This window comes from Microcoleus sp. T3_D1, assembly GCF_036700405.1.
Classification (GTDB): Bacteria; Cyanobacteriota; Cyanobacteriia; order Cyanobacteriales; family Microcoleaceae; genus Microcoleus.
On record NZ_JAUBOV010000043.1, the window covers coordinates 19,725 to 39,439 of the forward strand.

Sequence of the window (19,715 nt, forward strand, 5' to 3'; positions counted from 1 at the left end):
AAAGTTAACTCGGTTTTTAGAGTTCGTACCTCAGATATGGATATATGACGTTCGGTAGCTCGCAAAGCATTAGGACGATTTTGTTCAGAGCAGCACGATTTGACAGAGCAATGCCGAGCAGAGGTACAGCCGATAATCTGCTAACAACTCACGCTCACTTGATTGTTTACTCCATGCTATCGGCTGTACCTGTCTGTACGTAACGACAGATGCGGGTTCGATCCGCAGTAGCAAGTCAGCGGATTTGGTCTGGGTGGAATGTGGCAGCGGGTCGAGCAGATTAGCGCTCAGTTGGAGATTCAGAGCGAGCTGGGATCGGGAACAAAGGTTATTATTGGTCATATCTGTTGGGAACATCCGTTCGTAAAAACCTACCAAAATCGGGACAAAGCTATGAATAGCTTCCTGGCTTAACGAACGCGATCTAAATATAAAATTAGAGCGACGGAGTGAAAGGTGCAACTATTATGTCTTATAGCGAATTTTCCCTAGATGATATTAAGCATAAACTCGGCTTAACAATTAGAGAAGTATCTGAAGTCTTTACGGCTGTAGAACCGATCGCACCCAGTCAGCTTTTAAAGGAAACCTTAGCCGAAAATATTCCCTTAGCCTTGGGAATTGACACGGAAAAAGCGCGGTTAGAGAGTCGATGGCAGAGTGTCCTCCACCATCTCTCCTACAAAACCGTGCTTGCGATTTTCACCGCACACGGCTCCTGAATGATGTAATCCTGGTTATGGATACAGTATGATCGCATCACGATCTTATTTCTACCGCTTGATAGTTTTCTTTTGACCCCTATATCCCACCATCAGATTTTTCTGTGGCATTAGGCTTTTAAAGGGTTACTTAGTCTCTATCTTTTACACCATCCGGCGCTGTCAGCATATCTCTGCCATTACAGCGCCCGCTTTGGCTTCTGCAACCATCCCTCACATTCACAGCTTACGGCTAGCAACCTACTTATGTTATCAAAGGGCTATGAATACTTTACTTCGTTCCGATTACACATTGGTTGAACATGACAGCGTAATGTTTTCCACCGGGTTTTTGGGCAGTGCATATAAGTCAATCCGATAATTGCTTATGCCCTATCCTTGCCTTTTGGCTTGGTCTATCAGCCGTTTGACCATCTATCATAACGGTGGTTCAGACACATTTTTGCTTTCGCTACGCATAAGTTCTTGCTCGACAGCTACCCCCTTCGGCTAAGAGTCTTTCTGCCTTTTATCCCCGCTTTATCCTGTTGGTTGCTACCCAACAAAATAGGGGATATGCTTTTACCGCTGCACCTGCGGACTGGGACTTGACTTAATGCCTCACCCAGAAGTGTAATCAGTTATCACTAACTCCTCGGAGTCAGGCTAACCGTCCCTGGATAGGAGAACCTATCCATTTAGGCTAAACGAATCGCACATCGGAGATGATAGTCGCTCCGGTATTGATTGAACTCCGCAGGCGGTGCGATCGTCAAATCAGCCTCTTTTCCGGTACGGAATTTAATATTGATCGAGTCAAAGGACTGAATGGCATTTGTGACTTTATGATTAGTCATTCACCAGAACAATTATCTTTAAATGCTCCCGTGTTTACACTTGTCGAAGCCAAGAATGACAATATCAAATCGGGAATTGCCCAGTGCATTGCAGAAATGTTGGCAGCCCAGATTTTTAATATTCAAAAAGATAACAGCATTTCCTGTGTTTATGGTGCAGTGACAACAGGCAGTATCTGGAGGTTCATGAAACTAGAAGATAGAACGGTTTATATTGAAACAACAGAGCATTTTATTGAAAACATTCAACTAATTCTAGGTATTTTAATGCAAATTGTTCAGTTGACTCGCCCAACCCTTCCGTGCCTTTGAAGTTCCCTAGTACATTGTACGATCGCACCGTCCCAAGACTGCGCTCGAAGTTAACTCGGCGGTTAGATCCCATACCTCAGATATCGATATATGACGTTCCGTGTTTCAGTCTAGCGATCGAACTTAAATTCTTTTCAACAATCTTCCCCGTACTAAACTTGACGATAATCTACTCGTCAGACTAAATATTAACTTGCTGGATCAACGTAAGGCAGAACGGTGGTTAGCGGCTATGCCCTCTCATATATCGATATCTGATGCGTGCTCTCGATATATCATACTTTAATCATCTACTTAATTCAAAACCATGCAAATTCGACTAGCAGTCATCAGCAATGCTGGCGGCACTGGCAAAACCACACTTTCAGTTCACCTCGCCTACGAACTGGGGTTAAGGGGTTTGAAAGTAGCCATTATGGATCTCGACCCCCAAGGCTCCCTGACCCTTTTTTGCGGTCTAAATCCGCCAGAGCCAGAACACACACTGTCCGCCATAATGCGAGAAAGCTTCAATGGCTCTTGGCCTCTTACTCCTAGCTGGAGTTCCCACACCAATAATATAACCGTTTGTCAAGGCGGAATGACGCTGACGCAAACAGCAGACGAGTTAGTTCTGCACAAGCGTGGCGCTTATCTTCTAGGCGATTGCCTGAGCGACTATCCAATGGATCACGACCTAATTATCTTCGACTGCCCCGCTACCCTCGGCCCCTTGCCCTTGATGGCACTAACTGCTTGCACTCATATAATAGTGCCCGTACAGCTCGAACCAAAATCAATTCAAGGAGCAGCTCACCTGCTGGAGTGGTACTACCACCATTGCAAACAATTACGCCTCAAGCCGCAACCAGAAATCTTAGGGTTTGTACCCAACCAATACGATACGAAACGAGCCGTCCACCGACAACTTTTAGAGTCATTGCCAGCCCAGCTAGAGCAGATGAATATCCGCGTTTTTCCACCTATTCGGGACAGTGCAGAATTTGTCAATGCCAGCGGTCAAGGGTTGCCATTACACCTTTATCGCCCGCTTCACCCAGCTTTAGGCGACTTCAAAGAAATTGTTAAACAGTTAGCTACTTTAATGGGAAATGGAGTTGCTCCGGCTATTGCCAAAAAAGGAAAAAAAAAGAAATAGTGTTTGATTCACAGTCACAACTTGCGCCGGCGAAAACGAATCCTTCGTTTTTGGCTTATAGGCATGAACTGACTTCTTCCAATCCCCAATTTAAAATCTAAAATCGCTATGGCCACCCGTAAAGCTCCCGACTTGGGAAATTATTTTTCATCCGCCAAGCAGTCAATGCACCTCTCTGAAGCTGAATCCGAGATTCAGGAACTCAAAGCAGAAATTGAAGAACTGCGAAAATCGGGTTCAACGGAATTGGAATCTCAATTGACTGCACTGCGAGAACAACTAGAATCCGCCAGCGGTATCCTCTCCATTTCACTAGACCAAATTCAGCCTAATCCTGAACAACCCAGACAGACATTTTTGCCAGAAAGTATCGAGTCCATGTCCCGTTCCCTCGCTAGTGACGGACAACTGCAACCCATTATCTTGATTCAACGGGGGGATTTGGTGATATTCGATGGAGAGCGGCGCTGGCGCAGCGCTAAAAATCTGGGCTGGGAAACTTTACAAGCTGTGATCGTTCCAGAACCCGCGGCTTTGCACCGCAAAGCACTGCTGACTTCCCTGCACCGGGAAGATCTCAATCCCCTCGATAAAGCAGAAGCTATTGTGCGGGAGTTGTCTGAAAATACGGGTTTGGAAGCTGCAACTATCCCCCGCATTCTCTCGACAGTGGTGCGACGCTTGAACGCGCAAAAACGAATGAACTTGGTTTCCGAGTTGGTGACGGTGGCACCTGACGAGCAGCAACAGGGTTTGGCCGCTGTGGGTTTGGATGAACAAGAGTTGGCCGTTTTGCGGACACTGTTGGATTTGCAGCTCAATCCCGCTTCTATCGATGCCAACATTTTCCCGATGCTGTTTTTGGCTGATGACCTTAAGACTGCTATCAGGCAATTAGGACTTAAAGGGGTTCATGCAATGGCTCTTTCTAAACTCTCTGCTAAAAATTTAGTCTTGCCAGAGGAAGAAGCGCAGCCGATTAGAGTTCAAGCAACCGATCGAGTTATTGCCGAGAAATTGTCGGTGACTCAAACTCGTAAATTGGTGCAAGAAATTATCAATTCTAATCTGGATGATTTCCCAGGGGCAGCCCGCCAATTCAAGCAGGTTAAGTTGGCAGCCGGGAATTTGAAAAAGCTCTCACCTCAAGTGTTGGAGCAAGCTGAGGTTGACCAACTTGTGGAGTTGCAGGAGGTTTTGCGCCAAAAGCTGGCGGAAATTGAGGCGGTTTTAAAGCAAAATACTGAGAAATAACGGCAAAGTTTCGATCGGTCTGCTTGCTAAAATCGATCGAGTGGAAACACTCGCCGTTTTCATCGCTCCGTATGCCTCTAATCTTGGCAAACCAGGGTACGAGAAAACCGCTGAGATACCAGCGGGAAGGGGGTTGGTTGATGATTTCTGCGGCGTGGGCTTCGTCGTCGGGGATGGGGCCGATCAGGTCGAGTTGTAAGGCGTCGATTAGGTGTTGGCGGACTTGGGCGGGGGTTGTTGGGGTTGCATTGATATTCATTATATGCCTTTACCTTTAATTAGATTGTTTAATAATTAGTCCAAACTTTAATGCCTAAATGATTCCTTACTTGTATCAAAGGAATCTTTTTTTTTGAGTCATAGCTTGCACAGATGTATGAAGGTTTCCTAATTGAATCTTTGTTTTTTTGCCAATAAAACGCTGACCTGTAGTAATCACTGTATAAGGTTTGACTGTCAGCACTTGAGTGCTGGTGTTATACGAATTCGGCTTCATCAATTATTCATAAGTAGTGACAAGATTAACTGTTCGCAGGTATCCAGGGTCTTCCAACGACAGTTTTTATCCTTCTTTTTTGATATTTTTATAAGCTTTTTCTAAGTTAGAAAATAAAATTAGAGCTATCCCCATAGATTGTGGATTTACTGTACCAGGAATCGATCGGCATTGTTTTATGCGGCAACAAGGACTTGATCGGGTGACAGAAAAGCTAAGATGATATCGTTTTGAGGAATGCCTTCCTCAATTAAATCTTGGGTAATGCCGCATTCCATACCGTCATATTCAATGTAGATTTTACCAGCTTCCAACGTGATATAAATGAGGTTTCCTCTGATTCGCCGCCCCCGATCCCAACCAACTTGCATCAAGGCGTAGCGATCGTGAGTTTCGTCAAACACGGGATCAAGTCGGATCTCTCCGTGAGAAGGCTTTAATTGGGCATATTTCCCGATTACCTGTTTGACAATTTCTCGGTATGTGGTTGGATTATCCGTTAAGTTATCCATTGTTGAACCTCTATTTTTTCTAAATCGATTACTACCAAATTTAAGGGTATTTCTGTAATGGCGAGTTCGCCAATAGGTTCGCTGAAAATGCCGTTATAGGCCAGAGTGGGAAACGCCAAGGTTTTTTCTTCTGGCGTTTGCTAATTCCTTCGCTTTCTTCTTCTTCGTAGTCGAGGATGAATTCACAGTCGGTGGGGATGTCTGTCCAACCGTAGGCGTTTAATGTTTTATGATACGGCTCGATCGCATTCTTGATGCAGTTGGCGCAGTTTTATTATATCCGGGTGGTGTTCGTCCGGGTTTCTGCAACCGCTCCTGGTACGCCCCATAGATGGCAACAAGTACGAATTGGTAGCGGGAGAACGGCGCTATCGAGCCGCGTCGTCGTTAGGCTTGACTGAGATTCCTGTTGTGATTCGGGAACTGACAGACGCAGAGGCCCTGCAAATTGCACTGCTGGAGAACTTGCAGCGGGAAGATTTGAATGCGATTGAGGAAACCGAGGAGATTTTGCAATTGCTGGCAATGAAATTGAACTCTACCTCTTCGTCAGTTATTGCTTTGCTCGGAGCGGCCGCGCACCCGGAACGCGCCGGTGTGGATAACGTTATCCACAGCTCGGAGTGGAAAATAGTAAGCGATATATTTGCACTCGTCGGGAAGTACACTCCAGAGAGTTTCCGAACCAATCGCCTCCCGTTGCTGAACCTGCCAGATGATGTGATTGGAGCGCTGCGGAAAGGACGGATTGAGTATAGTTCCAAGTTGAATAGACAAATATAGTCATCTGCCTAAACTACTTGTTTGTAAGGCGTTACCCTTACTGGACTTACTACTAAGTCCTGTATCGAGTCCGAAGCAAATGCCTCATTCCCGAATGCTTTTCTAATTATGTTTAGACTACCATTCATATCGGCGTTGATTAATTGCCCATCACTCGCTCTGAACAATCCTCGCTTTATTCTTCTTCCTTTGTAGCTCTGTTACTTGCCGAGCGGCTCGAAATCGAGGAAAGAACATTTGCTGGTGTAGCTTTCTTCAGTAATTACTACTTTAATTCCTGCTAAGGAAGCTTTGTACTTCAGCATCTCAATAAATCGAGCGTGAGGAATACTGACAAAGTTCTGAAATATGTTTCTCTACTAGCCTCATCTGTCTTACTGTTGTACTAATAAAACTATGGCAGATGTTGGGACTAACGGCAAGAATATCGGATAAGGTTTTGACGGTAAGAGTACCAGACATAGAGATGGAAATGTTAGAGCGCCCGCAGCGCTCTGACAGAAAGGACAAAAACTGACGCGATCGAAGAGCCGATCGGGGGTTGGCCTATTAAGGATAAATGAGTATAGATGAGGATAAGTGTCTATAAACTGAGTGAAGTTTCCCAATACCAAAGCCAGAGCGATCGCCCGAGTTAAGGATCTCGACGATCGCTCGCAATTACTAGAGGAGGCGATCGCTCTCGACCTCTCTTATACCCAAATCAAACAGCGCATTGCCGATTTAAAAGCCAAAAGTACAGGGGAGGCGACTACACCGGATCGCTCGCTTAAAAGTCGCGTAGATGCAGCTTATGGCAGAGTGAAAAAGTCTAAGGTTTGGGATGACCCCAAAAAGCAAAAGAAACTAGAGAAGCTGTTAGCTGAACTGGAAGCATTGGTAGGTGAGGGATTGGAAAATTGACATCCTCACCGGGAATCAACCCCACGGTGATTCCTAAGACTCACGACTTAGGTTTCTGCTTCATAGCACCAGCCTTAATCCGATCGACCGATCCAGATCGCTACAATATGTCAAATGAGTTCTATAGCAGTCGTCATACTACTTAGCACAAGGTAGGGTTCATGAATGACCCCTACCGGACTTTGTGTTCTAACCGACGAAAGCGGTTGCTATATTTGTCAACTGCGAGTACGGCGAAAGAAATAGGTTCTCCAATTTATGTCCGATGAATTCCCCATCATTATTGTCACCCCTCAAGCTTACGAACTTTCTAATCAGGAAGCAATGGGGAGCAAGTATAAGTTTTGGTTTGAACACCCAAAACTCGGCCGCTGCCTGTACAAACAAGCAAGACTTGATTTAGGCGAAGATTGGGCAGAAAAAGTGGCCTCCGAATTGTGCGAATTACTGGGAATTCCTCATGCTAATTATGAACTGGCCGCCACGAGTGAGGGGAATCTCGGTGTAGTCTCTTCTTACTTTTTGCCTAACGGTGGCACCCTCGTTCACGGTAACGAACTTCTTACTCCCATCGTACCAAATTACCCCACCTTTGCAACCTACAACCTGTCACAACATACAATTGATCTAGTGCTGAGAATTATCTCTGATGAATCTGTGAATTTACCTATTGGTTGCACAGTACCCAGTGGCATCCAAAAAGCTGTAGAAGTGTTTGTCGGCTATCTCCTGTTAGATGCGTGGATAGGCAATGGCGATCGCCACCACGAAAACTGGGGTGTCGTCCGAAATAAGGCAGTGCCTACTACATCCGAAACAGTAAATCTAGCACCCACTGCATCTGAAACAGTAAATCTAGCGTCCCCTACATCCAAAACAGCACACCTAGCACCCAGTTACGATCATGCTTCCAGTCTGGGGCGCGACCTCTCAGATGAACAAAGGCAAAAACGCTCAGTTGAGGCTTATGCTAACAAATGTTTCTCAGCGTTTTATGGTAACGTTGATGACAAAAAGCCCCTCAAAACTGTTGATGTATTTGACTGCGCTGCACGTTGTTATCCTAATGCAGCGCATATATGGATTGAGCGACTTGAAAGTATCTCAAAGGTGAATCTACTAGATATTTTTAATCGAATTCCTAACACTCGTATCTCACCGATTGCAGCCGAGTTTGCCCAAAAAATTCTTGAATTCAATCAACACAGACTGCTTAACTTGAGGAAAACGCTACCGTGAAAACACACTCAACGCTTTTTTTGGCTTGGCAAGACCCAAATAGCCGCTCCTGGTTTCCCATTGGCAGGCTAACATTTGACGGAACCAACTACCAATTTACCTACACGCAAGGCGTTTTAGAAGCTCAACAGAAGTGCGGTTTTGAACCCTTGCCCTCGTTTCCGCGCTTCGGTGAAGTATATACATCAACCTACTTATTTTCCGTATTCGTTAATCGGCTGATGCCGAAAAATCGCCCCGATTACCCAAGTTTTATTCACTGGCTAAATCTGACTCAAGATGAAAGCGATCCAATTGCCATGCTAGCCCGCAGCGGTGGGCGGCGAGAAACAGATACTCTAACTGTTTTTCTCATTCCTGAACCAGATTCAGAAGGGCGGTATCGCCTTCACTTTTTCTTGCAGGGACTGCGGTATTTGCCACCCTGTGCAATTGAGCGAATTAACCGCTTAGAGACAGGAGAAAATTTGTGGTTAGCTCACGAATTTCAAAATCATTATGATTCTAAAGCCTTGACTTTAAATACAGAAGACCACCATATTGTCGGGTATTGTCCGCGATATTTGAATAGTGAGATTTTTGAAGTTCTATTGAGGAATCCCAGTTTGGTAGAGGTGCGCGTAGAGCAAGTCAATCTACCGCCGACACCACTCCAGTTTCGCCTGCTGTGTAATATAACTGCTCAATGCTATAATGACTTTCGCCCCTTTTCAAGTTATGAATATCAGCCCCTCAGCAGCTCTTGGGTTTAAAGTGTACTCTAGTGGGGACTTACGGCGTAATAATTAAAAATCCGGCTTGGGGAAAAAATCTGTGCGACCTAAAAATAACGGCAAAAAGCTAGTCTCATTGGTATCGTTTCTAGTCTCGCTGTTCATCCCTTCGTTTTTGAGTGCAGTTGGATTATTTCTCAGCCTCTGGGTCATCGTACCAGCGCCCACACTGTCCCTGTTTCCTTTGGCAGTGGGAGCGCCAGAAATTAGCCCTTGGCTTGTGGGTATTAATGCGATCGCCCTTTTGCTAACCATCTTCAGACGACAACAAGGCTGGCTCTACAACACATCCCTAGTCTGTAGCCTGCTTGCCCTGATCCTCAGCCTAATCCCCCTGGTACAGTTCCCAGCAGCCCATGCACGGATCGCGGCCGAAGTCCAAGCAGTTTTAGGGACAAACTATTTAGCAGCGGTTCCTCAAGTTGAACAGGCCGGGCGACGACAACAACCGTTTATCCTAGCAGATGCCTTCCGGGGAATTCCCCTGCGGGAAGTTCGCACGAATGAAGGCGTTGTATTTGCCAACCCGGATGGAGTGAAACTGCAACTAAACGTTTACCGGCCGATGCAAATTGGTAGATATCCGGCGATCGTCATCCTCTACGGAGGAGCTTGGCAAAGAGGCAGTCCAAATAGCAATGAGGAATTTAGCCGCTACATGGCAGCGAGGGGCTATTGTGTAGTAGCAATTGATTACCGCCACGCTCCCCAGTATCGGTTTCCAGCTCAGTTGGAGGACGTAGAAGCCGCTCTGTCGTATATCAAAACCCATGCCGATGAGTGGGAAATTGATATTGACAGAATTGCTCTGATGGGAAGGTCAGCCGGTGCCCATTTAGCATCACTTTATGCTTATCGTTCAACTACAGTTCCAGTTCGGGCAGTAGTGAATTACTACGGGCCAAATAACCTGCTTCGGGGATATTACGATCCACCTTTTCCCGACCCCCTAAACGTCCGAGCCATTCTGCGTGACTTTCTGGGAGGAACCCCCGACCAATTAGGAGAGCTTTACCGTCAAGCTTCTCCCATCAATTATGTTAAACCCAACCTTCCTCCTTCTCTGCTGGTTTATGCAGGTCGCGACCATATAGTTGAAGCCAAGTTTGGACGCTCTCTCTACGAACAATTACGAGCGACTGGCAATCGTGCGGTAATGCTCGAAATTCCTTGGGCTGAACACGCCTTTGATGTGGTTTTTAATGGTGTGAGCAATCAACTGGCTTTGTATTACACAGAACGCTTTTTGGCTTGGGCACTGAAGTCTTCTGATTATACCACATCCGGGTCAGCTACCCCCTTTATGATGGGGAGAAAGAAACTCACTTTCTGCGATCGCAGGAGAATCTGCGCGATCGTTATTTTTCCCTCAACAGGATTGTCAGCTTCCGGCTATCAAGGCAACAAGCCTTGACTTCCGGCTCATAAAATATGCAAAAAAGTCATAATTTCAGTTGGGAGAGTGAAAATAACGATCGCAATTATGAAGTTACCCGCCTCGAAAAATTATTAGTTATACTGTGGTGACAATTTCTGACGACGACCACAAATGATAAAACGACCTCAAAAAAGAGCTTTTGGGGGCGCTCGACTGCTTGCTTGCGAGCGATCGCCCTCAAGATCTCAAAGCGGTTCTATTAACTGATAAATATCTAAACTAGCAAAAATACACGCGAGAGTTGCGAACATCAGGAAAGATTCTATACACAAACTCACGACTCACCTTGCCAAAAACCACTACCTACTTATTATGTTAAACGCTGACACTCAAGAAACCTTCAAAATAACAGTCATTCGTTTGATAGAAGAATATATTTTACAAAGAATTACACAACTCGACCCAAACGCCGTCACAACTGAAACTGGACAGGTCACATCTCCTCGCAAATGTCAAGCTTTTTTTGCGTTTCTTCGCAAGTCGGACGGTCTAAGTTTTTTAGAACGGTCTTTAAAAATCCCTGATGAATTTTGGCAAGCGAAATATCAATGGCTGCAACAAGCTCGCGAACTTGCTAATAATGAGGAGGAATTGCAGAACTTATTAAATCATGAAATTCAACCCGATCTATGTCTAGATCAACACCTCAACCCCAATTCGTCCCTAGTTATAAATAAAAAAACTCCGCCATCAAATAAATTGTATTGCAGTAAAAGTGAAACAGATTTCAGTAACAACGACTTCAACACTGTTTTTGTTAATAAAGATTATATTACTAACTTATGCGCCGTCAAGACAGCTACTGAGTTATTGCAGAAGATAGACTTCCTTAACCTTAACTTGTCAACCATAGAAAGTATATTCGGAGTCTGGTCAAAACCAGACATACTCGCAGAATCCCAACTTGCAGAAATTACAGGCCTGCCCACACCAGTCCCCTTCAGGGCTAGTGTAGAGTCTAACTACCGCATCGATAAATGGAAAAAAGATTCCAATAACCAGGGTGTTTTTGAAACAAGTTGTCAGACTAACCCCAAAAATCGGGTGGAAGTTTTCCTAGTCGGGGAAAATAATGATATCTTGGCATTAGAAGCAGCCCTCCAAGTCATCGATTTGATGGGAATTGAAGCGGCAAAAATCCAGTTAGTTTTTGCCGCTCACGTTTTTAACCAGTCCAACCTTTTTCAGTCCTATTTCACTCTGAAGGGAACTGATATCATTCAGCAAATAGGCTGGGACAAGAAACATCGGTTAACGGTTGCTGACAAGCTATCTCAAATTGCGAGTATTGCCTTTCATCTGGGAAAAATGTTGATGCAGTGTACCTGGGTTGAAGGCAAGCCAAAAGGCAATAAAGTTGACGCTAGCGTTAGCATTTCTCCCCTTTGGGTGATTGAGGTCGATTTTAGAGGACAGATGAATATATTCACTGGAAAAGTTGACGACCCTGTAGAAGTTTATATCGCCGTCCGACCCGGGCCTTGGGCTGAGAAATGGCTCAATAAGATGGGAGCCAAAGCAGGGATAGCCCTCCATCAATTTGGTTGGCTAGCCGCAGAAATTTTGAAAATCAACCCCTACCATGATGAACTGGCACTGAAGCTGGCCATTCACCTAACAATGGCTAGCCGCATCAAGATGCGGGATAAAAACCAGTACGAACACAAAGTGGGGAGCTTGTTAGAAGCTGTGGAGCTAGAAGCCCGAATTAATGCCGCTCGCCAATTGAAGCGGGAAGCCTACGACTTGAAGCAACGATGGGATAACGCTCTGAAGCTATTGACGAGTATTGGCTGGCGGGTCATTTTTGAGGATAGCACCTACCCAGACTGGTTGAGACCTGTAAGTCTTGCTGAGAAACCCTCTGGCTGGAAAAAAGAGAAAATCATTGACCGACTGTGGAGAGCAAAACTGACGATTATGCCACCAGAGCCTATTCCTGCCCTGTTAGCAACCAAAGCGAAGCTATCGCCCAAGCAACTCAAACCTGCTGCCCCCAAACCAGCCTTAATGACTGCTGCTCAAGTGCGCGAAGCCCGCAAAGCAAAGGGATGGAGCCAAGTGAAACTGGCTGGGTGGTTGGGAGTTTCACAATCTTTGGTAACTAAGCTAGAACGTGGCGAGCGCCCTATGAGTCCGCAACTGGACACTAAGCTACGAGAAGTATTGGATATTCAAAACTAACCTCAGTTCTTTCTCCCATGAAACCCACATTCCGCAGGTTGACCTATCGAATTGAGCGGTATCTTTTATGAGTAATCAGACTTAAAAATCAACTAATAACGATCGCACTCGCGCGAATCCAAGAGAGTTGGGTCACTGATGGCCAACTCTCTTGGATTCGTAGCAGTTGCCAAGGCTCCACCGGATCTCAACTCGGTAGTCTATGAGTAATGGTTATCTGTTTGGGGTCTGTTTCTGAATCGGTCTGCGGTTTTGGGTCTTCAAAGCTATTCGGTGAGGAGCTCGCATCACCCTTAACTAGAATTAACTGAGGGTAGGTACTGTCCATCAACGTGAATAGAACTGGTATCTAGATGGATGCTGCTCGTACAGATATCAAACAAGTCGATAAAAAATTCAGTTGGCTTACTGAGTTTAACAAAGTGACTAATTTTGTTTCCCAAATTCCGTAAAAACTCACCGAAGAGCACCATTCTCAAGAACCGACCCTAACCCTTGATTTTCCGTTGATGCGATCGCCAAAAACCTAGCTTTTATAGGCTTAATGACATTGGTGCAATATCTCAGTAAAAACCGATTGTGACAGTAGAGGGTGCGGAATGTGGGTTAGAAGTTTTGCGTAAATTCTAGTTTCATTACGGCCAGCCTTCCGGAGACTGGTTTTTTAAGTACAGAGTTCAGTACAAAGTTTAGTACAAGCTGTACTAAAAAAATTTGTCGGAAAAATAGCCTTTAAATACTTACTGTGTAAAGGTTTGAGCTTTAGTACAAAAACACCCCATCGCCCGACCAAAACGCCCCATCGCCTGACTAAAACGCCCCATCGCCTGACCAGCTATTTTTCAAACCCTTACTGTACAAAGGTTTCAGCCCTTGATTCGCCCCTTGATCAGTTTGATAAAACTGATATGGTACTAAATCCCATTACGGTGGGTCTGGCAGTATTGGAAAGATGGTCGCGCGCTGACCCTGCAACAAATGCAGACCCTGCAGACAGTCTTTGTAACTTAATTGGTTGAATAGCGCTACCTCGCGGGGGTGCGCTAAAACTGTCCACTTTGTTCAAAAAGACCTCAACCGCTGCGGATACCTTCGCGACCTGCCTGAACGCTGCTCGTCGTGTAGAGCGACACTGCGGAGTGCATCCCACCTTCCACAGGCGATCGCTCAATACCCCGTGCCCAATTAACAACAGCCTCTTTTGCACGAAAGAGGCTGTCACAGTCGCCTGAAGGGACATTTACGCTCATTTTTACCCCGGAACAAAAAATGGTTGCAGATACAACTACCTGGCACAAACCGCCATTCGCCCGACACGCCGCAATTTACGAAGCCCTAGCCGACATACTAGAAGGAGCTACCCCCAGCGCCGTCAAACTCGCCCTCTACCTGTACAGAACCTGCATCGGCGGCAAACCAGAGGAAATCGACATCAATTGCATCCCCTTGGGCGAAAAACGAGCCACAAGAGTCCGAAACGGCAAGCCCTACAGCCCCAACACCAGGCGGGCAGCCCTCAGACAGCTCGAAAAACTCGGCTTGGTTAAAATCCTCAAAAACTACGGGCGTGGCATTTTCCGCATAGCAGTGCAGCACCTGGGCGACGTTCGCCCCTTCACTCACACCAATTCAAAATTCCAAAAACTGAGCAAGCAGTCAAAAAATCGACTGAACCAGCCAAAAATTGAGCAAACAGGGGGTTCAAACCCTGATGGTGCCGTACTCTTTACAGAGGATAAAAAAGGACAGCAAAGCACTGAAAATGTTGCTGCTGTTTTTTTAAATTTTTCTAAAGAGGAAGAAAATTTAACATCACCAGATAAAAAACCACAGCTTGTAACTGGGATCAAATCTAAAAGCACTGAATTAAATAAAAATTCAGAACAAGAACTAAAAACCCCTAGTGAAAATAAATGTTCCGCCCCAACCGCTGAATGTCTGACTATTAATTCAGATAACAGTCAGGCAGTCGATGTGGCAATGCCTTGCACTCCAGAACAAAGAGGTTTGACCTCTAAACCCCCGCAAAAACTGCTGACAGAACTCAACAGCCTCGACAATCCAACAATCTCTGCCGCCAAATCACCAATACCTACCAATAAAGCTGTTCCGTTAAGTCCTGAAATATCTTCGCCCGTTACTCCCCAAGTTCCTGAAATTGTCGAAGCGGTTGCAATTGCCAACCCCGATGCGACTGAAACTGTCAAAGCCGTTCCAATTACTAATCCTGATGCGACTGAGATTCTCAAAGCTGTTCCAATTGCCAATTCCGAGACAACTGAGATTGTCAAAGCCGTTCCAATTACTAATCCTGATGCAACTGAGATTATCGAAGCGGTTGTAATTGCCAACCCCGATGCGAATGAAATTGTCGAAGCTGTTCCAATTGCCAATTCCGATGCAACTGAAATTGTCGAAGCGGTTGCAATTGCCAATTCCGAGACAACTGAAATTATCGAAGCGGTTGCAATTGCCAATCCCGATGCAACTGAAATTGTCGAAGCCGTTACGCGAGCCACAGGAGGCATGAATTCTGAATTAAAAATTTGTGTCCTCCAGCACAGCTTAAACGAAATCCAAGCCGCCATAAACTTGCTGCAAGTCCGAAGCCAAACAAAGCAAATATCCAACCCTTCAGGGTGGGTCGTTGATTGTTTGCGCGGTCGCTGGTGGGAGAAAACTAACGGTTTTCAAAACTCGAACCCAACAAATGTTGTTTCGTCTCCAGCTTCAACCGGCTCTTCTCCAACTCCAAAAAATTCTCCTTCTGCACAGAAAACAAGAATAAATGAGGATTATATTGACCCTCAGTATATGCCATTAGAAACTCACCGAACGTTATGCGAACAGTTCCAGCAACTAGGCAAAGAAGCTTTCGCAGCGCTAGGTATTCAGCAGCAAATTTACTTGCAGTGGATGCAGCGATTTCCTCAGCACGTAAAACAAATTTTCAACAAATTATCTACTACTTAGCTATTTAGCTTAGCTATGAAAACAGTGATTATTTAACCCATGTAGACAACTTCCCATCCTTAGACAAGTTTTAAAACAGTTCAATTAACAACAATATCAAAGGAGAAGACCAGACATGACAGTCAGTTTTGTTGACAAAATGCCGATCAATATTGATGCAGAGGAAGCAATTTTAGGCGGAATTCTGATCGACCCAATCGCGATTAACCGAGTCGCAAATATTCTGCGTCCCGAAGCGTTAGCAATTACAGTCCACCAACACATTTATCGGGCCGCTTTAGCGTTGCACTCTAAGGAGCAGCCCACAGATTTGATGAACATCACCACCTTCCTCGACGACCACAACCTGCTGGAAGTAGTAGGGGGTCAAACCAAACTGGTAATGCTGGTAGACCGAACTGTTTCAGCCGTCAACATCGACCAATATGCTTTGCTAGTCGTGGACAAGTTTGTCCGGCGCGAACTCATCAAAGTTGGCAATGACATCGTGCAGCTTGGCTACGAGACTTCCACCGAATTGGATGCCATACTAAATGAAGCCGAGCAAAAGATTTTTGTCCTCAATAAGTACAAAGAAGAGCGGCAAAAAGCTATTCGGCCTCTCTCGGAATACTGCGGGGAGCTTTGGCGATATCTAGATGAAATTGAGGAAGAGCGCTTGGAGACTGCTAACTACTTTCCTGGAATCAGCACAGGGTTTTACGACCTCGACGACCTATTGGGAGGCGGATTTTACCGAGGTGAATTGATTGTTATAGGAGGTCGTCCCGGCAGCGGCAAAACAGCTTTGGCTTGTGCCCTTGGCTACAACATTGCTTGCCTTCCCACGAACGGTCGAGTTTTGATGTTTTCGATGGAAATGCCAGGTCGGGACTTGGCAGCGCGACTAATGGCACTTGAGAGTGGGGTGTCGGTGAAAGATATCAGGAAAGTTAACCTAGCTGGTAAGTACGAAGTCCTAGCTTCGGCTTTAGGGAAAGTTAGCGATGCTGATTTTTGGATAGACGAAAGTTTGGAACCGTCTCCCTTGGAGATTCGTTCCAGAGTTAGGGAGTTTGTTTGTGAGCGCGGCCCCTTGGGTTTGGTAATTGTTGATTACTTGCAATTGATGGTGAATTCGGCGGATGAAAATGTTGTCAATAAAATTAGCGAAATTACGCGGCAGATGAAGATTTTGGCTCGCGAGGTTGACGCGCCGGTTGTGCTGCTTTCTCAGCTCAATCGGGGGGTAGAGACTCGCACGAACAAGCGTCCAAGTTTATCGGATTTGCGTGGCTCTGGTGGAATTGAACAGGATGCGGATGTTGTGCTTGGAGTTTACAGGGACGATTATTACAATCCTGATTCTCCCGATCGGGGAATGGCTGAAATTATTGGATTGAAAGGGCGCAATAGCGGAACGGGAACGGTTAAGTTGCTGTTTGATGCTGAATGCTGTCGGTTTCGGAATATCTATAAACTGCCGTAATAGTAAAGGACAGGAAAATATTGAGCTCTGTCGCCTTACTTCAAGAGCCCAATCGCCTTGACAAGCTGTTCCGGCTGTACCTCCAAATAGCGCTGGAGACTCGACAAATTTTTGTGTCCCGAAATCTCCATAATCACCCGCAGCGGCACCCCCGCATTGCTCAAATTAGTCAGCGCCGTCCGCCGCATCGAATGTGTTGAAGCCCCCTTAATTCTTACCCGCTTGCAAGCTTCTTTAAAAATCACATCCGATGCGGCGCGAGTCAAAGGCTTCGTATTGTCTCGCCCCGGAAACAAAAAACCCACATCTGGATTGTAAGCCTTTAAATACTTAGCCAGCATAGGATGGAGCGGCAGCGTTCGCGTTGCTGATTTCCCCTTTGTCGTCGCTTTCCGCAACGTGACTGACCCCCCAACAATGTCGTGAGTTGTTAAAGCTAACGCCTCTGAAATCCGGCAAGCGCAGTAAAAAGTTACAGCAAACAAAAGCCTGTCCCTTGCTGTAATAAAACCCCGGTCAAACAGTCGGTCAATTTCTGCGGGCGTCAAAATCTTAGCGCGCCCATTCCCAAGAACCTTCACGGCGCAGCCCTCTTAGCGTAAATTCCTTCATTATTGGACGAAAGGGATATTACGTCAAGTAGGCTAACTGGCTTCTATTCTTTGATGCCCAACCAAATCCGGCTCAATCGCTTTCTGGGCAATCGGAGGCGCTTATTGCAACTCATTTCCCGCTTATTGCTATTCAACTGACTCGAATTCTCGGAAAAGTTGATAATCGGTAAGGTGGCGATCGCGTCGATGATGTCTCTGAAGGTAACAGGTTCAAGGGCCACCATAACAGCACGATTAAATATAACTTGCGCTCGTAACAATTTAATTATACTATTTTTTGATTCAACTTGCAAGTTTTTTTGCTATTTTCGTTCCTCATTAATAAAAAGTTATGAATCTTTTGGAAAAGAGCTTCCCTCACTCATGCAAAAAAAATGCCATTGCAGTCGGCGAGCAAAAGCATTGTTATAAGTTTCAGAGGGTAAACGAGCGGGCTGGTTAATTGGTTGGTGAGCGAAACTTTTCGATCGCCACTCTTAACGCCGAACGCGCACCTTTTGTTCAATAAATACAAGGCTAAGGCTCAATCCCTAAAGGCTAATCGACCAGTGTTATACCAATTTTCTAAAGTAGTGCTACAATTAGTAGAGGTCATTTTTGTAAGTTAGTACCCAAACAGAAGTCGGAAAAATGTCAGGAGTGGTTAAAATTGATATCCGGGAAACAGAAGAAGAACTGAAAGCTCTTCTGGGGAGAGAGAAAGACGCTCACCGCCACGAAAAACTGCTTCTTCTGTATTGGCTCAAAACCCAAACGGTAGAAACCGTATTGTCTGCTGCTGTGCGGCGCACGGGAAACATCGTACCACGGTACAAAAATGGTTGTCTAGTTATAGAAAAGGAGGAATAGAAAAATTATTATTCCAGAAACCTCGTTCGGGAAGACCAAAAATAATGAATCCTGAAACTATAGAGAAGTTATCAAAGGAATTGCAAGACCCAGAAGGATTCAGTAGCTACAAAGAAGTACATCAATGGTTGACAAGCTGCTGTGAAGTAAAAGTGGCATATCGGACAGTACAGAGCGTGGACAAGATATCGGCTAAAAGGGAAATTAAAAGTCCCGCGTCCCGTGAGTGAAAAACAGAAAAGTTGCGAGTAGTAGAAGAATTTTAAAAAAACTGTCATCTCTAATCAAAAGCAGTCGCTCGTCAGAGTGAGAGCTTTTTAAAGCCGTGGAAAAAAGTGCGATATTGGAGTGAAGATGAAAGTCGGATGGGGTTACATACAATTCAGAGAAGAAAGTTAACTCATCGCGGAATCAAACCGCAAGGAAAAGTACAATGGGATTTTATTTATATGTGGCTGTACGGAGCAGTAGAGCCGCTAACAGGAGAAGGATTTTTTTACGAGTTTACTCATCTGGACTAGGGAATTTAACGGCTGACGATTGACATAATCAATCAAGACTTCATTTTCTTGAAAATATCCAGCATAAAAGCTGTCATGAAGCCGAACAGCTTTATAATCAAGCCAGTGACACCCCTCCCCTTTTGGTCCTCTAATCCGAACTTTCCCTCCGTCTACGCTGGTTTCTTTAATGGGAAATTCGGCTCTTGGTTCAACCAATTGTTGGTTTTCTACCAATCTATGTAAAGTGGTATGACCTATCTTAACTCCCGTCTGTACTTCAATTTCTTGGGACGCCTTGGAATATGATAAGTTGGCTACTTGTCGCAGGCAGCATTTTTCAAAAAATGGAGCTAATTGAGTCGATTTTTTGAGGTTTAATTGTTCCGCTTGTTTTTCAGTTATTGTTAACTCACCCACACAGCTTTTTACGGTGCGGGGACGTCCTTTTTCTGTTCCCGTTGTTTCTTTGATAAAAAAAAAGCGACTTGGGGTCCCACCATTTCAAGCCATTGTTTTCTAAGGTGTCTTTCTATGCTTTCTTTCGCTATCTAATGCCTCGGGGGGAGTGTTTTTATATAAAGTTTTGGCAATTTCAGCAGTATAGGCTTCTAAACGTTCTTGTTCGTCCGGTGTCATGTTGGATTCCTAAAAATTATTCCTTGACTATTGTAACTCTTGAGCCATTCTATTATTCGCCGAATATAAAATAACTCATTGA

Annotated in this window: 21 protein-coding genes; 14 read left to right on the forward strand and 7 right to left on the reverse strand. The window is 45.1% G+C overall.

Features of this window, described 5'->3' with window-relative positions; all coding sequences use genetic code 11:
* The first annotated feature begins 467 nt into the window (after positions 1 to 467).
* The 4 genes from QT992_RS19615 (at position 468) to QT992_RS19630 (ending at position 4,262) form a co-directional block, all read left to right on the forward strand.
* Positions 468 to 722, forward strand: coding sequence for a hypothetical protein (locus QT992_RS19615; protein WP_333337219.1), 255 nt, complete (start codon positions 468 to 470; stop codon positions 720 to 722).
* Between the two features lie 704 nt (positions 723 to 1,426).
* On the forward strand, positions 1,427 to 1,870 hold the full coding sequence (locus QT992_RS19620) for a hypothetical protein (RefSeq protein ID WP_333337220.1): 444 nt from the start codon (positions 1,427 to 1,429) through the stop codon (positions 1,868 to 1,870).
* Between the two features lie 307 nt (positions 1,871 to 2,177).
* Positions 2,178 to 3,008, forward strand: a complete 831-nt coding sequence (locus tag QT992_RS19625) for a ParA family protein (protein WP_190655507.1) — start codon at positions 2,178 to 2,180, stop codon at positions 3,006 to 3,008.
* A 108-nt stretch (positions 3,009 to 3,116) separates the two neighbouring features.
* A complete protein-coding gene (locus QT992_RS19630; protein ID WP_333337222.1) occupies positions 3,117 to 4,262 on the forward strand; it encodes a ParB/RepB/Spo0J family partition protein in 1,146 nt (381 codons plus the stop codon).
* A gap of 672 nt (positions 4,263 to 4,934) precedes the next feature.
* On the opposite strand, the gene QT992_RS19635 is transcribed toward QT992_RS19630, so the two are convergent.
* Together QT992_RS19635 and QT992_RS19640 are read right to left on the reverse strand one after the other, a co-directional pair.
* Entirely contained in the window at positions 4,935 to 5,270 is a 336-nt protein-coding gene (locus QT992_RS19635; protein ID WP_333147393.1) for a XisI protein, read from the reverse strand.
* The gene (locus QT992_RS19640) at positions 5,258 to 5,389 is read right to left on the reverse strand and encodes a hypothetical protein (RefSeq protein ID WP_333337224.1); all 132 of its coding nucleotides are present in this window, start codon (positions 5,387 to 5,389) and stop codon (positions 5,258 to 5,260) included. Before QT992_RS19640 ends, QT992_RS19635 begins: the two co-directional genes overlap by 13 nt.
* A gap of 229 nt (positions 5,390 to 5,618) precedes the next feature.
* Here QT992_RS19640 and QT992_RS19645 point away from each other — a divergent pair, with 229 nt between their 5' ends.
* The gene (locus QT992_RS19645) at positions 5,619 to 6,053 is read left to right on the forward strand and encodes a ParB/RepB/Spo0J family partition protein (RefSeq protein ID WP_445305319.1); all 435 of its coding nucleotides are present in this window, start codon (positions 5,619 to 5,621) and stop codon (positions 6,051 to 6,053) included.
* Between the two features lie 200 nt (positions 6,054 to 6,253).
* On the opposite strand, the gene QT992_RS19650 is transcribed toward QT992_RS19645, so the two are convergent.
* On the reverse strand, positions 6,254 to 6,403 hold the full coding sequence (locus tag QT992_RS19650) for a zinc ribbon domain-containing protein (RefSeq protein ID WP_333337261.1): 150 nt from the start codon (positions 6,401 to 6,403) through the stop codon (positions 6,254 to 6,256).
* 244 nt (positions 6,404 to 6,647) lie between these two features.
* On the opposite strand from QT992_RS19650, the gene QT992_RS19655 reads away from it, so the two are divergent.
* The 5 genes from QT992_RS19655 to QT992_RS33675 all read left to right on the forward strand — a co-directional run bounded on the left by QT992_RS19655 (position 6,648) and on the right by QT992_RS33675 (position 12,590).
* On the forward strand, positions 6,648 to 6,956 hold the full coding sequence (locus QT992_RS19655) for a hypothetical protein (RefSeq protein WP_333337226.1): 309 nt from the start codon (positions 6,648 to 6,650) through the stop codon (positions 6,954 to 6,956).
* 258 nt (positions 6,957 to 7,214) lie between these two features.
* Positions 7,215 to 8,195 carry a hypothetical protein gene (locus QT992_RS19660; RefSeq protein WP_333337228.1) on the forward strand — a complete coding sequence of 327 codons (981 nt, stop codon included), beginning with the start codon at positions 7,215 to 7,217 and terminating at the stop codon, positions 8,193 to 8,195.
* Positions 8,192 to 8,947: an HIRAN domain-containing protein gene (locus QT992_RS19665; RefSeq protein ID WP_333337230.1), complete on the forward strand. Its 756-nt coding sequence runs from the start codon at positions 8,192 to 8,194 to the stop codon at positions 8,945 to 8,947. Before QT992_RS19660 ends, QT992_RS19665 begins: the two co-directional genes overlap by 4 nt.
* Positions 8,948 to 9,008: 61 nt before the next feature.
* A complete protein-coding gene (locus tag QT992_RS19670) occupies positions 9,009 to 10,382 on the forward strand; it encodes an alpha/beta hydrolase (protein WP_333337231.1) in 1,374 nt (457 codons plus the stop codon).
* Between the two features lie 2,034 nt (positions 10,383 to 12,416).
* Entirely contained in the window at positions 12,417 to 12,590 is a 174-nt protein-coding gene (locus QT992_RS33675) for a helix-turn-helix domain-containing protein (RefSeq protein WP_445305321.1), read from the forward strand.
* A 1,073-nt stretch (positions 12,591 to 13,663) separates the two neighbouring features.
* On the opposite strand, the gene QT992_RS19680 is transcribed toward QT992_RS33675, so the two are convergent.
* Entirely contained in the window at positions 13,664 to 13,840 is a 177-nt protein-coding gene (locus QT992_RS19680; protein ID WP_333315352.1) for a hypothetical protein, read from the reverse strand.
* 19 nt (positions 13,841 to 13,859) lie between these two features.
* Between QT992_RS19680 and QT992_RS19685 the strand changes: the two genes are divergently transcribed.
* Together QT992_RS19685 and dnaB are read left to right on the forward strand one after the other, a co-directional pair.
* Positions 13,860 to 15,563 (forward strand): hypothetical protein, encoded by a 1,704-nt coding sequence (locus QT992_RS19685; protein WP_333337235.1) that lies wholly within the window; start codon positions 13,860 to 13,862, stop codon positions 15,561 to 15,563.
* A gap of 115 nt (positions 15,564 to 15,678) precedes the next feature.
* The gene (gene dnaB / locus QT992_RS19690; RefSeq protein ID WP_333337236.1) at positions 15,679 to 17,031 is read left to right on the forward strand and encodes a replicative DNA helicase; all 1,353 of its coding nucleotides are present in this window, start codon (positions 15,679 to 15,681) and stop codon (positions 17,029 to 17,031) included.
* A 35-nt stretch (positions 17,032 to 17,066) separates the two neighbouring features.
* Here the strand turns inward: dnaB and QT992_RS19695 are convergent, their stop codons facing one another.
* Together QT992_RS19695 and QT992_RS19700 are read right to left on the reverse strand one after the other, a co-directional pair.
* Entirely contained in the window at positions 17,067 to 17,612 is a 546-nt protein-coding gene (locus QT992_RS19695; RefSeq protein ID WP_193976340.1) for a tyrosine-type recombinase/integrase, read from the reverse strand.
* Between the two features lie 74 nt (positions 17,613 to 17,686).
* Positions 17,687 to 17,869 (reverse strand): hypothetical protein, encoded by a 183-nt coding sequence (locus tag QT992_RS19700; RefSeq protein ID WP_333337238.1) that lies wholly within the window; start codon positions 17,867 to 17,869, stop codon positions 17,687 to 17,689.
* A 406-nt stretch (positions 17,870 to 18,275) separates the two neighbouring features.
* Here QT992_RS19700 and QT992_RS19705 point away from each other — a divergent pair, with 406 nt between their 5' ends.
* Both QT992_RS19705 and QT992_RS33680 read left to right on the forward strand, forming a co-directional pair.
* Positions 18,276 to 18,494: a hypothetical protein gene (locus QT992_RS19705; RefSeq protein ID WP_332986362.1), complete on the forward strand. Its 219-nt coding sequence runs from the start codon at positions 18,276 to 18,278 to the stop codon at positions 18,492 to 18,494.
* Entirely contained in the window at positions 18,467 to 18,724 is a 258-nt protein-coding gene (locus QT992_RS33680; protein ID WP_445252098.1) for a helix-turn-helix domain-containing protein, read from the forward strand. The genes QT992_RS19705 and QT992_RS33680 overlap by 28 nt, the downstream gene beginning before the upstream one ends.
* 246 nt (positions 18,725 to 18,970) lie before the next feature.
* On the opposite strand, the gene QT992_RS19710 is transcribed toward QT992_RS33680, so the two are convergent.
* Positions 18,971 to 19,414, reverse strand: coding sequence for a hypothetical protein (locus QT992_RS19710; protein ID WP_333147489.1), 444 nt, complete (start codon positions 19,412 to 19,414; stop codon positions 18,971 to 18,973).
* Between the last annotated feature and the right edge of the window lie 301 nt (positions 19,415 to 19,715).